Annotated in this window: 13 protein-coding genes and 1 pseudogene; 9 read left to right on the top strand and 5 right to left on the bottom strand. The window is 63.7% G+C overall.

Annotated features, from left to right (window positions below; all coding sequences use genetic code 11):
• Positions 1 to 126: 126 nt before the first annotated feature.
• From ACFQPB_RS17175 to ACFQPB_RS17155, 5 genes and pseudogenes are all read left to right on the top strand, one after another.
• Positions 127 to 1,383 (top strand): annotated as a pseudogene (locus ACFQPB_RS17175) (3-hydroxyacyl-CoA dehydrogenase); the annotation flags it as partial.
• A 102-nt stretch (positions 1,384 to 1,485) separates the two neighbouring features.
• Positions 1,486 to 2,268 carry an oxepin-CoA hydrolase, alternative type gene (locus ACFQPB_RS17170; protein ID WP_382225880.1) on the top strand — a complete coding sequence of 261 codons (783 nt, stop codon included), beginning with the start codon at positions 1,486 to 1,488 and terminating at the stop codon, positions 2,266 to 2,268.
• Between the two features lie 63 nt (positions 2,269 to 2,331).
• Positions 2,332 to 3,051: a Crp/Fnr family transcriptional regulator gene (locus ACFQPB_RS17165; protein WP_382199372.1), complete on the top strand. Its 720-nt coding sequence runs from the start codon at positions 2,332 to 2,334 to the stop codon at positions 3,049 to 3,051.
• A 25-nt stretch (positions 3,052 to 3,076) separates the two neighbouring features.
• Complete coding sequence (locus tag ACFQPB_RS17160) at positions 3,077 to 4,183, top strand: phosphotransferase (protein WP_382225878.1); 1,107 nt, start codon at positions 3,077 to 3,079, stop codon at positions 4,181 to 4,183.
• A gap of 27 nt (positions 4,184 to 4,210) precedes the next feature.
• On the top strand, positions 4,211 to 5,470 hold the full coding sequence (locus ACFQPB_RS17155; RefSeq protein WP_382225875.1) for an acyl-CoA dehydrogenase family protein: 1,260 nt from the start codon (positions 4,211 to 4,213) through the stop codon (positions 5,468 to 5,470).
• A gap of 62 nt (positions 5,471 to 5,532) precedes the next feature.
• On the opposite strand, the gene ilvC is transcribed toward ACFQPB_RS17155, so the two are convergent.
• The 4 genes from ilvC to ACFQPB_RS17135 form a co-directional block, all read right to left on the bottom strand.
• Positions 5,533 to 6,549 carry a ketol-acid reductoisomerase gene (ilvC, locus tag ACFQPB_RS17150; RefSeq protein WP_382199369.1) on the bottom strand — a complete coding sequence of 339 codons (1,017 nt, stop codon included), beginning with the start codon at positions 6,547 to 6,549 and terminating at the stop codon, positions 5,533 to 5,535.
• Between the two features lie 20 nt (positions 6,550 to 6,569).
• On the bottom strand, positions 6,570 to 6,884 hold the full coding sequence (locus ACFQPB_RS17145) for a carboxymuconolactone decarboxylase family protein (protein WP_382225872.1): 315 nt from the start codon (positions 6,882 to 6,884) through the stop codon (positions 6,570 to 6,572).
• A 2-nt stretch (positions 6,885 to 6,886) separates the two neighbouring features.
• Positions 6,887 to 7,378: an acetolactate synthase small subunit gene (gene ilvN, locus ACFQPB_RS17140; RefSeq protein WP_382199368.1), complete on the bottom strand. Its 492-nt coding sequence runs from the start codon at positions 7,376 to 7,378 to the stop codon at positions 6,887 to 6,889.
• 149 nt (positions 7,379 to 7,527) lie between these two features.
• The gene (locus ACFQPB_RS17135) at positions 7,528 to 9,303 is read right to left on the bottom strand and encodes an acetolactate synthase 3 catalytic subunit (RefSeq protein WP_382199367.1); all 1,776 of its coding nucleotides are present in this window, start codon (positions 9,301 to 9,303) and stop codon (positions 7,528 to 7,530) included.
• A gap of 254 nt (positions 9,304 to 9,557) precedes the next feature.
• On the opposite strand from ACFQPB_RS17135, the gene ACFQPB_RS17130 reads away from it, so the two are divergent.
• Genes ACFQPB_RS17130 through ACFQPB_RS17120 form a run of 3 tightly spaced genes read left to right on the top strand, consistent with a single transcriptional unit; the run spans position 9,558 to position 11,075 of the window.
• Positions 9,558 to 10,088, top strand: a complete 531-nt coding sequence (locus ACFQPB_RS17130; RefSeq protein ID WP_382225869.1) for an RDD family protein — start codon at positions 9,558 to 9,560, stop codon at positions 10,086 to 10,088.
• Positions 10,085 to 10,486 carry a diacylglycerol kinase gene (locus ACFQPB_RS17125; protein WP_382225866.1) on the top strand — a complete coding sequence of 134 codons (402 nt, stop codon included), beginning with the start codon at positions 10,085 to 10,087 and terminating at the stop codon, positions 10,484 to 10,486. The genes ACFQPB_RS17130 and ACFQPB_RS17125 overlap by 4 nt, the downstream gene beginning before the upstream one ends.
• Positions 10,487 to 10,490: 4 nt before the next feature.
• A complete protein-coding gene (locus ACFQPB_RS17120; protein WP_382225863.1) occupies positions 10,491 to 11,075 on the top strand; it encodes an LOG family protein in 585 nt (194 codons plus the stop codon).
• Between the two features lie 6 nt (positions 11,076 to 11,081).
• On the opposite strand, the gene ACFQPB_RS17115 is transcribed toward ACFQPB_RS17120, so the two are convergent.
• Complete coding sequence (locus ACFQPB_RS17115; RefSeq protein WP_382199363.1) at positions 11,082 to 11,420, bottom strand: P-II family nitrogen regulator; 339 nt, start codon at positions 11,418 to 11,420, stop codon at positions 11,082 to 11,084.
• Positions 11,421 to 11,484: 64 nt separating this feature from the next.
• Between ACFQPB_RS17115 and ACFQPB_RS17110 the strand changes: the two genes are divergently transcribed.
• On the top strand, positions 11,485 to 12,507 hold the full coding sequence (locus ACFQPB_RS17110) for an asparaginase (protein ID WP_382225860.1): 1,023 nt from the start codon (positions 11,485 to 11,487) through the stop codon (positions 12,505 to 12,507).
• The last annotated feature ends 6 nt before the right edge of the window (positions 12,508 to 12,513 follow it).

Genomic DNA, 12,513 nt, shown 5'->3' with positions numbered 1-12,513 from the left:
ACGCCACGAATCGCAGATTTGAAAGTGAACAGGAAAGTCAATGAAATCAACGATCTACCAACACCACCTCCGCGCCAGTGCTAGCTTTTCGTACCGTCACTTATTGCACTGAAAACGAGGAGACCCCTGGAAGCCGTGGTGGAACGCCTGGACGTGAAGCGCCAGATTTTTGGCGACCTCGAAGGCATCGTGGGCCCCGACGCGGTGCTGGCCACCAACACCTCCTCGTTGTCGGTGACGGCCATTGCCGCCCAGCTCAAGCGCCCCCAGCGTCTGGCCGGTTACCACTTCTTCAACCCCGTGCCGCTGATGCGTGTGGTGGAGGTCATTGCAGGCCTCAAGACCGACGCCGCCGTGTGTGAGCAGCTCAGCGCCTACGCACGCGCCATGGGCCACACGCCCGTGCTGGCGCAAGACACCCCGGGCTTCATCGTCAACCACGCAGGCCGGGGCTATGGCACCGAGGCCTTGCGCGTGGTGGGCGAAAACGTGGCCGACTTCGCCACCATCGACCGCATCCTCAAAGACCAGATGGGCTTTCGCCTGGGCCCCTTCGAGCTGATGGACCTCACGGCACTCGACGTCTCGCACCCGGTGATGGAGTCCATCTACCACCAGTACTACGAAGAGGCGCGCTACCGCCCCAGCGTCATCACAGCCCAGCGCCTGGCCGGTGGTGTGGTAGGCAAGAAGGTGGGCGAAGGCTTCTACAAATACGCCGATGGCGTGGCGCAGATGCCACCCGAGCCACCCGTGCCACAGGTGGCCGAACTGCCACCCGTGTGGGTGCCGGCCAAGGCTGCGCGGCGGCCCGAGCTGTACCAGTTGCTCAAGGACCTGGGTGCACGGATCGAAACCGGGCAACAGCCGAGCGAACAAGCGTTGATTCTGGTGGCGCCGCTGGGTATGGACGTGACCACCATCGCCGCCGTGGAACGCCTGGACGCCACGCGCACCGTGGGCATCGACATGATGCTGGAAGACGCGGCCACCAAGCGCCGTGTGCTGGCCACCAACCCCGCCACCCGCCCCGACATGCGCGACGCTGCGCACGCCCTATTTGCCAAAGACGGCAAGGCTGTGAGCGTGGTGCGCGACAGCGGCGGCTTTGTCACCCAGCGCGTGGTGGCCACCATCGTCAACATCGCCGCCGACATCTGCCAGCAGGCCATCTGCAGCCCCAAGGACCTGGAAACCGCCGTCACCCTGGGCCTGGGCTACCCCATGGGCCCGCTGGCAATGGGCGACCGCGTGGGCCCCACCAACGTGCTCGAAATCCTGTTCAACCTGCAGACCGTGTACGGCGACCAACGCTACCGCCCCAGCCCCTGGCTGCGCCGGCGTGGCGCGCTGGGCCTAAGCCTCATGCACGAAGAGGAATGAGTCCCCCCCGCGCCACCTTCGGCGTCACCCCCCGGGGGGCGATGCCAGCCGACTGGCAAAGCCAGATCGGCGGCATCCCCGACGGAGACATTGGATAACCCTATGGCCGCATCACTCCAAAGCCACAGCGTCGGCGCCACCATGGTGCTGACCATCAGCAACCCGGAGCACCGCAACGCGCTGGGCCCCGACATCTACACCGCCGGCATCGAGGCCTTCAATGCCGCCGACAGCAACCCCGAGGTGCGCAGCATCGTGCTCACCGGCGAAGGGGCGCACTTCTGCGCCGGTGGGCAATTGCAGCGGCTCAAGGACAACCGTCAGAAACCGCCGGAGTTCCAGGCACGTGGCATGGACGAAGGCCTGCACAGCTGGATCGAGGCCATCCACGCCTGCTCCAAGCCGGTGATCGCGGCGGTGGAAGGCGCTTGTGCCGGCGCTGGCTTCTCGGTGGCGCTGGCCTGCGACATGGTGGTGGCCGCCGACAACGCGGTGTTTGTGATGGCCTACAGCAACGTGGGCCTGTCGCCCGACGGCGGTGGCAGCTGGGCGTTGGCGCGGCAGTTGCCGCGCGCCACCGTCATGCAATTGCTGATGCTGGGCGAACGCATGAGCTCGCCCCGCCTGCATGCACTGGGTCTGGTCAACGAGGTCACGGCGCCCACCGCCAGCGTGAACGCCGCGCTGGCGCTGGCCGAGCGGCTCAATGCACGCGCGCCCAATGTGCTGGCCAGCCTCAAGGAGCTGGTCAACGACGCACCCAACCAGGCGCTGCACGCACAACTGAGCGCCGAGCGCGATCACTTTGTGCGCAACCTGCACCATGCCAATGGCGGTGAGGGCATTGGCGCCTTTCTTGAAAAGCGCGAACCCCGGTACCGCTGAGTCGAACCGCCGGGGTCGCTCGCGCGACAAACCCGGCTTATCCAGTCACTGAAAAGACAGCCCATGGACGAACCGATTCTGACAATGGACGAACGAGAGGCGATCAACAGCGGTCGCTGGTTTTCCAACCTCTCGCCCTCCCTGAGACACGACATTCTTCGATGTGCCCACGTCAAACGCTTCAAGGACGGCGACCTGATCGTCGCCCGCGGCGAACCGCCCACCGAGTGGACCGCGGTGGCCAAGGGCGCGGTGCGGGTGAGTTCCACCTCCTTGTCGGGCAAGCAGATCACACTGACCTATGTAGAACCCGGCGTGTGGTTTGGCGATGTGGCCATGTTCGACGGCGACCGACGCACCCACGATGCCTACGCACACGGTGCCACCACGCTGCTGTGTGTGTCGCGCACCGATTTCCAGAAAATACTGGCCCAGCACGTGGAGTTGTACGAGGCCTTGATGCGACTGCAGGCGCGGCGCATCCGCACGCTGTTCGGTCTGGTCGAAGACCTCAACACCCTGCCCTTGCGTGCGCGGCTGGCCAAGCAGTTGCTGCACCTGGCACGCAGCTACGGCGTGCCCTGCCTGAACGACAACAACGAGGTCCGCATCGGTCTGCAGTTGGCGCAGGAAGAGTTGGCGCAACTGCTGGGTGCTTCGCGCCAGCGGGTCAACCAGGAACTCAAATCCATGGAGCGCGAAGACGCCATCCGCATCGAACCCGGTGGCCTGGTGCTGCGCGACCGGCCAATGCTGATGCGCATCGCCGAAGCCGAAAACTGATCTTTTTTCCGGAGTCCACCGCGACATGAGTGCCACTGAAGATTTCACCGGCACCCGTGCCGTGGCCGACCAACACGCCTTTGATGTGCCCGCGCTGGAGCGCTGGCTGCTGGCCCACCTGCCCGGTTTCGCCGGCCCGCTGCAGGTCGAGATGTTCAAGGGCGGCCAGTCCAACCCCACCTACAAGCTGCTCACGCCAGGCCGTGCCTACGTGATGCGCGCCAAACCCGGCCCGGTGGCCAAATTGCTGCCCTCGGCCCACGCCATCGAACGGGAGTTCAAAGTCATGAGCGGCCTGCGCGGCACTGGCGTGCCGGTGGCGCAGATGTTTGTGTTGTGCGAGGACGAGTCGGTCATCGGACGCGCCTTTTATGTGATGGAGTTCGTGCAAGGCCGTGTGTTGTGGGACCAGTCCCTGCCCGGTTTCAGCCCTGCCGAGCGACGCGACATCTACCTCGAAATGAACCGTGTGATGGCCGCGCTGCACACGGTGGATGTGGCCGCCGCTGGGTTGAGCACCTATGGCAAACCCGGCAACTACTTCGAGCGCCAGATTGGCCGCTGGACCAAACAGTACCAGGCCAGTGCCGACGGCGCCGGGCCGCTGACCCAGCCCATCCGAGAGATGGAACAGCTCATCGAGTGGCTGCCCGCCCACATCCCGGCGATGGCGCGCCGCGAAGACCTTGTGTCGGTGGTGCACGGAGACTACCGGCTCGACAACCTCATGTTCCACCCCAGCGAGCCGCGTGTGCTGGCCGTGCTGGACTGGGAACTGTCCACCCTGGGCCACCCCTTTGCCGACTTCAGCTACCACTGCATGTCGTGGCACATCCCACCGGGGCTGTTCCGTGGCATCGGTGGGCTGGATCTGGCGGCGCTCGGGATTCCCTCCGAAGACGAATACATCGCCCAGTACTGCCAGCGCACCGGCCTGGCCACGCCCGAGCAATTGCGTGCCGACTGGAACTTCTACCTGGCCTACAACATGTTCCGCCTCGCCGCCATCTTGCAAGGCATCGCCAAGCGTGCCGAATCCGGTACCGCCTCCAGCGCACAGGCCCGCAACTCGGCCGAGGGCGCTCGCCCCATGGCAGAAATGGCCTGGCGCTTCGCCCAGCAGCACGGTTGAACCCCTTTCCCCACCCTAGGACTCCCCATGGATTTCGACTACACACCCAAGGTCAAGGACATGCAAGCCCGCCTGCTGGCTTTCATGAACGAGCACATCTACCCCAACGAGGCGCGTTTTTTTGAAGAAATTGCAGCCAACCGCGCCAAGGGCAATGCCTGGATGCCCACCACCCTGATCGAAGAGCTCAAACCGAAGGCGCGTGCCGCCGGCTTGTGGAACCTCTTTTTGCCGCGCTCACCACGCGCACCCGAAGGCCTGTCCAACCTGGAATACGCGCCCCTGTGCGAAATCATGGGCCGCGTGCCGTTTGCCGCCGAGGTGTTCAACTGCTCGGCGCCGGACACTGGGAACATGGAGACGCTGGAACGCTACGCCAGCGAAGCCATCAAGGACCAGTGGCTGGAGCCGCTGCTGCGCGGCGAGATCCGTTCGGCCTTCCTCATGACCGAGCCCGAGGTGGCCTCTTCAGACGCCACCAACATCCAGTGCAGCATCCGCCGGGACGGCGACCACTACGTCATCAACGGCCGCAAGTGGTGGTCCTCCGGCGCGGGTGATCCGCGTTGCGCGGTCTACATCGTGATGGGCAAGACCGACCCCGAGGCGCCCCGCCATTCGCAGCAGTCCATGGTCGTGGTGCCGTCCAACACCCCGGGCATCACGGTGGTACGGCCGCTGTCGGTGTTCGGCTACGACGACGCGCCACACGGCCACATGGAAGTGTTGCTCAAGGACGTGCGCGTGCCGGTGACCAACCTGCTGCTCGGCGAAGGTCGTGGCTTTGCGATCGCCCAGGGCCGCCTCGGCCCGGGCCGCATCCACCACTGCATGCGCACCATAGGCGCGGCCGAGCGGGCGCTGGAGCTGATGTGCAAACGCCTCAACAGCCGTGTGGCATTTGGCAAGCCCATTTCGGCCCAATCGGTGTGGCATGAACGCATTGCAGAGGCGCGCTGCATGATCGAACAGGCGCGCCTGCTCACACTCAAGGCCGCCTACATGATGGACACCGTGGGCAACAAGGTGGCCAAGGGCGAGATCGCCATGATCAAGGTGGTGGCCCCCAACATGGCTTGCCAGATCATCGACTGGGCCATCCAGGCGCACGGCGCAGCCGGCGTCAGCGACGACTTCTCGCTCGCCTACAGCTATGCCCACCAACGCACCCTGCGCCTGGCCGACGGCCCGGACGAGGTGCACCGCCAGTCCCTGGCCAAGCTGGAGCTGGCCAAACAACTCGCTCTGAAAAGCGAGGTGGACATGCCGGTGACGCGCGGCTGCTGAACGCCCGGCGCCCGAAAACAAAAACGGCCCCGATCGGGGCCGTTTTTGTTGCTGGAAGCAGATCAGTTCCGCGTCTGATCGACCAGCTTGTTCTTGGCAATCCAGGGCATCATGGCGCGCAACTGGGCACCCACCACTTCGATGCTGTGGTCGGCCGTGTTGCGGCGGCGGGCCGTCATCGACGGATAGTTCAGGCGGCCTTCCTGGATGAACATCTTGGCGTAGTCGCCGTTCTGGATGCGCTTGAGCGCATTGCGCATAGCCTTGCGCGACTCTTCGTTGATCACCTCGGGGCCGGTCACATACTCGCCAAACTCCGCGTTGTTGGAGATCGAGTAGTTCATGTTGGCGATGCCACCTTCGTAGATCAGGTCCACGATCAGCTTCAGCTCGTGCAGGCACTCGAAGTAGGCCATCTCGGGTGCGTAGCCGGCTTCGGTGAGGGTTTCGTAACCCATCTTGATCAGCTCGACCGCACCACCACACAGAACAGCCTGTTCACCGAACAGGTCGGTCTCGGTCTCTTCCTTGAAGTTGGTCTCGATGATGCCGGCCTTGCCGCCACCGTTGGCCATCGCGTAGCTCAGAGCCAGGTCGCGGGCCTTGCCGCTCTTGTCCTGGTGCACGGCCACCAGGTGGGGCACACCGCCACCCTGGGTGTAAGTGTTGCGCACGGTGTGGCCGGGTGCCTTGGGCGCCACCATCCACACGTCCAGATCGGCGCGGGGCACAACCTGGTTGTAGTGCACGTTGAAACCGTGGGCGAAGGCCAGCGAGGCGCCTTGCTTGATGTTGGGCGCGACGTTGTTGGTGTACACCTCGGCGATCTGCTCGTCGGGCAGCAGGATCATGACCACATCAGCGGCCTTGACGGCGTCGTTGACTTCCATCACGGTCAGGCCGGCCTTGCCGACCTTGTCCCACGAGGCACCGCCCTTGCGCAGGCCGACCACGACCTTGACGCCGCTGTCGTTGAGGTTTTGTGCGTGGGCGTGGCCTTGCGAGCCGTAGCCGATGATGGCCACGGTCTTGCCTTTGATCAGGCTCAGGTCACAGTCTTTGTCGTAGAAAACTTTCATGGGGTTGCTCCGTTTAAAAATCAGGACTTTTCAAAGGTGGATTTGGCAATCGTCAGCGCGGTCGCAGCACAGGGCCAGCCCGCATAGAACGCCAAATGGGTGATAGCTTCAACGATTTCCTCAACCGATAAGCCATTTTCTACTGCACGCTCCAGATGAAACGGCAATTCGTTCTGTCGATAAAGTGAAACCAAGGCTGCGACGGTAACCAAGCTTCGGTCACGCTTGGACAAGCCCGGTCGCTCCCAGATATCGCCGAACAGCACATTCTCGCTGACTTCAATGAACTTGGGCGCCAGCGATTTCAATGGGTGCGAGGCAGGGGCGCCGGACATGCTCAAACCCGCAGGATGCGTTCGCCACGGCCGATGCCGCTGGCACCGGTGCGCACGGTCTCCAGGATGGCACTGCGTTCAATGGCTTGCAGGAAGGCGTCGTTCTTGGCCTGGTCGCCGGTGAGTTCGATGGTGTAGCTCTTGTCGGTCACGTCGATGATGCGGCCACGGAAGATGTCGGCCATGCGCTTCATCTCCTCGCGCTCCTTGCCCACCGCGCGCACCTTCACCATCATGAGCTCGCGCTCGGTGTACGAGCCCTCGGTCAGATCGACCACCTTGACCACTTCGATGAGGCGGTTGAGGTGTTTGGTGATCTGCTCGATGACGTCGTCCGACCCGGTGGTCTGGATGGTCATGCGCGACAGCGACGGGTCTTCCGTCGGTGCCACGGTCAAAGACTCGATGTTGTAGCCCCGGGCCGAGAACAGGCCCACCACGCGGGACAGGGCGCCGGCTTCGTTCTCGATGAGAACGGCAATGATGTGTTTCATGTGTGGATTCCTCTTTTCTGCGCCCTCCCCCGCTGCCGGTAAGCAGCGGGCTTGGCGACAAATAGATTCGTCTGGGGGAAGTTCAGCGTTGGGCGTTGAGCGTTTGGCGTGAACCCACGCTCAACGCACCACGCCTGACGCTCAACCGCTTACAGGTCTTCGGAACCCAGCAGCATCTCGGTGATGCCTTTGCCGGCCTGAACCATGGGGAAAACGTTTTCGGTCGGATCGGTGCGGAAGTCGATGAACACCGTGCGATCCTTCAGGCGGCGCGCCTCGCGCAACGCACCTTCCACGTCTTCGGGGCGCTCGATCAGCAGGCCAACGTGGCCATAGGCCTCGGCCAACTTCACGAAGTTGGGCAGCGCGTCCATGTAGCTGTGGCTGTAGCGGCCGGAGTACTCGATCTCCTGCCACTGACGCACCATGCCCAGGTAACGGTTGTTGAGCGACAGCACCTTGATGGGGGTGTTGTACTGCAGGCAGGTGGACAGTTCCTGGATGCACATCTGCACCGAACCTTCTCCGGTGACGCAGAAGACTTCGCTCTCGGGCTTGGCCAGCTTGATGCCCATGGCGTACGGGATGCCCACGCCCATGGTGCCCAGGCCACCGGAGTTGATCCAGCGGCGTGGCTCGTTGAACTTGTAGTACTGCGCCGCCCACATCTGGTGCTGGCCCACGTCGGACGTGATGTAGGCATCGGCGTCCTTGGTCATGTTCCACAGGGTCTCGATGACCATCTGCGGCTTGATCACGTCCTTGTTGCCGCGGTCGTACTTCATGCAGTCGCGCGCGCGCCAGCCTTCGATGGTGTCCCACCAGGCCGACAAGGCTTTCTCATCCGGTCGCGTGGTGCTCTCGCGCACCATGTTGATCAGCTCGGTCAACACATCTTTCACGTCGCCAACGATGGGCACGTCCACCTTGACGCGCTTGGAAATGCTGGACGGGTCGATGTCGATGTGGATGATCTTGCGATCGACCGATGCGAAGTGTTTGGGGTTGCCAATCACGCGGTCGTCAAAACGTGCACCCACGGCCAGCAGCACGTCACAGTTTTGCATCGCGTTGTTGGCTTCGATGGTGCCGTGCATGCCCAGCATGCCCAGGAATTTTTTCTCGGTGGCAGGGTAGGCACCCAAACCCATCAGGGTGTTGGTGACTGGGTAACCCAGCATATCCACCAGGGTGCGCAACTCTTGCACCGCGTTGCCCAGCAACACGCCGCCGCCGGTGTAGATGTAGGGGCGCTTGGCATTGAGCAGCAGCTGCAGCGCCTTGCGAATTTGCCCACCGTGCCCCTTGCGCACCGGGTTGTAGGAGCGCATTTCCACCTTCTCGGGGTAGCCGTGGTAGGGCACCTTGTTGAAGGACACATCCTTGGGGATGTCCACCACCACCGGGCCGGGGCGGCCGCTGCGGGCGATATGGAACGCCTTTTTCATCACCATGGCCATGTCACGCGCGTCCTTCACCAGGAAGTTGTGCTTGACGATGGGGCGGGTGATGCCGACGGTGTCGCACTCCTGAAACGCATCCAGGCCAATCGCGGCGGTCGGCACCTGACCGCTGATGATGACCATGGGAATGCTGTCCATGTAGGCCGTGGCAATGCCGGTGACCGCGTTGGTCAGGCCGGGGCCGGAAGTGACCAGCGCCACACCCACATCACCGGTGGCGCGGGCATAGCCGTCGGCGGCGTGCACGGCCGCCTGTTCGTGGCGCACCAGCACGTGCTGAATGGTGTCTTGTTTGTAGAACGCGTCGTAGATGTGCAGCACCGCACCACCGGGATAGCCCCAGATGTACTGGACATTCTCGGCCTGCAGGGCCTTGACGAGGATTTCCGCTCCGCGGAGTTCTTGGGAATCGGCTGCGCCGGCAGCGGCGGCCGAGGCCATTTCGGCCTTGTTGATTTCCATGATGAACCTTTCGAGAATTTCTCTGACGAAATACCTTGGGTGCCCCTTGGCCCACTCTTGTGAAGCGGCTTCGGGACTTGAGGCCAACGCCATGGGCGGCAACGTAAACCGCGCGACGAAGACCCGTTTGCCTTTTGACTTGCAGCGCGCATTATCGCACTGCAGCAAGCTGCCACAAAAATCAATCCATAAAAATTGTTCATTTCGTGATGCGACAATCCGCGCATTGTTCTTGCGCCCCAGGCGCCCGCCCCATGTCTTCCGCACCGGTTTCCACGTCCCCCGCCGCCCTGACCACCGCCCCCTTGCGGGCCCCCACGCTGATGCGCCGCATGGCCTGCTGGCTGTACGAAGGCATGTTGATGTTTGGTGTGGTGTTCATTGCCGGCTATTTGTTTTCCACCCTCACCCAAACCCGCCACGCACTGGACAACCGGTTCGGCCTGCAGTTTTTTCTGTTTGTGGTGTTCGGCATTTATTTCGCATGGTTCTGGTCCAAAGGCCAGACCCTGGCCATGAAAACCTGGGACATCCGTGTCGTCGATGCCCTAGGTCAACCCATCACCCAAGCGCGAGGTCTGTGGCGCTACGTGCTGTCGTGGCTGTGGTTTGTGCCGCCGCTGGCCGTGAGTTGGGCGCAGGGCGTGAGCGGCGGCGAGGCCTTGGTGCTCGTCTGCGGCTGGGTGGCCATTTGGGCCATCCTCTCGCGTTTTCACCCGCTTGGGCAGTTCTGGCACGACGCGCTGGCCGGCACCCGCCTCGTCCACGTGGAGCGCAAAAAATGACCGCCCCCATGCAGGAACGCGAGGCGCCCACGGCACAAAAGCAGCGCCACGGCCTGTCGCGCCTGGTGCACGCCTTTGGCTATTCCATCGAAGGCCTGCGCGCCGGCTGGGGCGAGGCCGCACTGCGCCAGGAGATGATCGCCGCCGTGCTGCTGCTGCCCCTGGCGTTCTGGGTCGGCCAGAGCTGGCTGGAAGTCGCCTTGCTGTGTGGCGCCGTGGTGCTGGTGCTGATCGTCGAATTGCTCAACACCGGCATTGAAACCGCCATCGACCGCATTGGCCCCGAGTGGCACGCGCTGTCCAAACGTGCCAAGGACATGGGCAGCGCGGCTGTGCTGCTCAGCCTGCTGCTGTGTGGCGGCATCTGGGCTGCGGCTCTGTGGCACCACTTTTTCTGACGACATGACCCCGAACTTCTCTCTCTGCGTTTATTGCGGCTCACGCCCTGGAGCCCTGCCCGCCTACACCGAAGCCGCTGCCCAAGTGGGCGAGTGGATAGGCCGCCACGGTGGCCAACTGGTCTACGGCGGCGGGCGCAATGGTCTGATGGGTGTGGTGGCTCAAGCCACGCTGGCGGCCGGAGGTCGCGTCATTGGCGTCATTCCGCAGGCGCTGGTGGACAAGGAAGCCGCCAACACCGATTGCACCGAACTGCACGTGGTGCAAACCATGCACGAGCGCAAACGCCTGATGGCCGAACACGCCGATGCCTTCCTGGCCTTGCCTGGCGGCATTGGCACGTTTGAGGAATTGTTCGAGGTCTGGACCTGGCAGCAGCTCGGCTACCACAACAAGCCGCTGGGCCTGCTCAACAGCGCGGGCTACTACGACGGCCTGATGGGCTTTTTGCGCAGCGCCGTCGCACAAGGCTTCATGGGCGACTGGCAGATGGACATGTTGCGCGTGGAGGCGGACGCCACCGCGCTGTTGCCCAACTTGGTGCAGGCCGCGGGCCTGACCGCGCAGGCCAGACTGGACGAGATCTGATCGGAATCAGACCGCCGTGTCGTCCTGTTCGCCGGTGCGGATGCGGATAACGCGCTCCACCTCGGTGACAAAAATCTTGCCGTCGCCAATTTTGCCGGTGCGGGCCGCGCGGATGATGGCGTCCACACAGCGGTCCACGTCATCGTCCTTGACCACCACCTCGATCTTGACCTTGGGCAGGAAGTCCACCACGTACTCGGCGCCACGGTACAACTCGGTGTGGCCCTTCTGGCGCCCAAAGCCCTTGACCTCGGTCACCGTCAAACCGGTCACCCCCTGCTCGGCCAGGGCTTCGCGCACCTCTTCCAGCTTGAAGGGTTTGATGACGGCGGTGATCTGCTTCATGCGTGGGGCTCCGGGCTGAGTGGGGAAAGCCAAAACTTTATCACGCGGGGCACAATGTGGGCCCATGCCCACACCTCATCTGCCCCGTCACGTTCCGATTGCCGCCACTTTTCGCGGCGGCCACCCTGAAAACGTCCATTTCGGCAGTTTTGCCGTGGTCAGCGCCACTGGCGACGTGCTGGCCAGTGCGGGCGACATCGATTTCCCCCTCTTCACCCGCTCGACGCTCAAGCCCTTTCAGGCCATGCCGCTGATCGCGCAGGCAGCGCAGCGGTGGTCGCTGGAGGACGCCGACATCGCCCTGCTGTGCGCCAGCCACAACGGCGAGCCGCGCCACACGGAACGGGTGGCAACGCTGCTGGCACGCATAGGCGCAAGCGACGCGGCTTTGGCCTGTGGCACACACGAGCCCTACTTTTTCCGGACCCTGGGCCAAACGCCTCCACCTGGCGCGACATACAACCGGCTGCAACACAACTGCTCCGGCAAACACACGGGCATGTTGATGCTCGCGCACGTGCTGGGTCAGCCCTTGGCCGGCTACCTGGACGTGGCGCACCCGGTGCAGCAGGCCATCGCCCAAAGCGTGGCGCATTTCAGTGGCATCGCGCCCGAACGCCTGGTGCGCGGCACCGACGGCTGCAGCGCACCCAATTACGCGCTGCCACTGCGCGCCCTGGCCCAGGCCTTTGCCCGCCTCACGCTGGAGGCCCCCGATGCGGTCTACGGCAGCACGCCGTTGCGTGTGGCACGCGCCATGAGCCGCCACCCCGAGATGGTCAGCGGTGAAGGCCGTAACGACCTGTTCCTGATGCGGGCCGGCAGTGGCGACTGGGTCAGCAAGGTGGGCGCCGATGGTGTGCAGGCCATCGCCAGCTTCAGCCGGGGCGTGGGCATCGCGGCCAAGGTGAGCGACGGCAACCTCACGCCGCTGATGGTGGCCTTGGTGTCGGCCCTGGACCAACTCGGGTGGACCAACGACGCCAGCCGCCAGGCCCTGGCAGTGCTGCTGCCCCCACCCATGAAAAACGCCGCAGGCATCGAGGTGGGCGACATGCGTTCGGTGCTGCAGCTGCAGCACCATTGAGCAGCG

It is taken from the genome of Hydrogenophaga atypica (genome assembly GCF_042665215.1).
In the GTDB taxonomy this organism is placed as follows: Bacteria; Pseudomonadota; Gammaproteobacteria; order Burkholderiales; family Burkholderiaceae_C; genus Hydrogenophaga; species Hydrogenophaga defluvii_A.
The sequence above is the reverse complement of the archived record's forward strand: the minus strand, read 5'-3'. Positions and strand labels throughout refer to the sequence as shown.

Excerpts from the sequence above, each read along its gene's own strand:
- ACFQPB_RS17170 (WP_382225880.1), top strand. The coding sequence starts at position 1,486 with ATGGCCGCATCACTCCAAAGCCACAGCGTCGGCGCCACCATGGTGCTG.
- ACFQPB_RS17165 (WP_382199372.1), top strand. The coding sequence starts at position 2,332 with ATGGACGAACCGATTCTGACAATGGACGAACGAGAGGCGATCAACAGC.
- ACFQPB_RS17160 (WP_382225878.1), top strand. The coding sequence starts at position 3,077 with ATGAGTGCCACTGAAGATTTCACCGGCACCCGTGCCGTGGCCGACCAA.
- ACFQPB_RS17155 (WP_382225875.1), top strand. The coding sequence starts at position 4,211 with ATGGATTTCGACTACACACCCAAGGTCAAGGACATGCAAGCCCGCCTG.
- ilvC (WP_382199369.1), bottom strand. The coding sequence starts at position 6,549 with ATGAAAGTTTTCTACGACAAAGACTGTGACCTGAGCCTGATCAAAGGC.
- ACFQPB_RS17145 (WP_382225872.1), bottom strand. The coding sequence starts at position 6,884 with ATGTCCGGCGCCCCTGCCTCGCACCCATTGAAATCGCTGGCGCCCAAG.
- ilvN (WP_382199368.1), bottom strand. The coding sequence starts at position 7,378 with ATGAAACACATCATTGCCGTTCTCATCGAGAACGAAGCCGGCGCCCTG.
- ACFQPB_RS17135 (WP_382199367.1), bottom strand. The coding sequence starts at position 9,303 with ATGGAAATCAACAAGGCCGAAATGGCCTCGGCCGCCGCTGCCGGCGCA.
- ACFQPB_RS17130 (WP_382225869.1), top strand. The coding sequence starts at position 9,558 with ATGTCTTCCGCACCGGTTTCCACGTCCCCCGCCGCCCTGACCACCGCC.
- ACFQPB_RS17125 (WP_382225866.1), top strand. The coding sequence starts at position 10,085 with ATGACCGCCCCCATGCAGGAACGCGAGGCGCCCACGGCACAAAAGCAG.
- ACFQPB_RS17120 (WP_382225863.1), top strand. The coding sequence starts at position 10,491 with ATGACCCCGAACTTCTCTCTCTGCGTTTATTGCGGCTCACGCCCTGGA.
- ACFQPB_RS17115 (WP_382199363.1), bottom strand. The coding sequence starts at position 11,420 with ATGAAGCAGATCACCGCCGTCATCAAACCCTTCAAGCTGGAAGAGGTG.
- ACFQPB_RS17110 (WP_382225860.1), top strand. The coding sequence starts at position 11,485 with ATGCCCACACCTCATCTGCCCCGTCACGTTCCGATTGCCGCCACTTTT.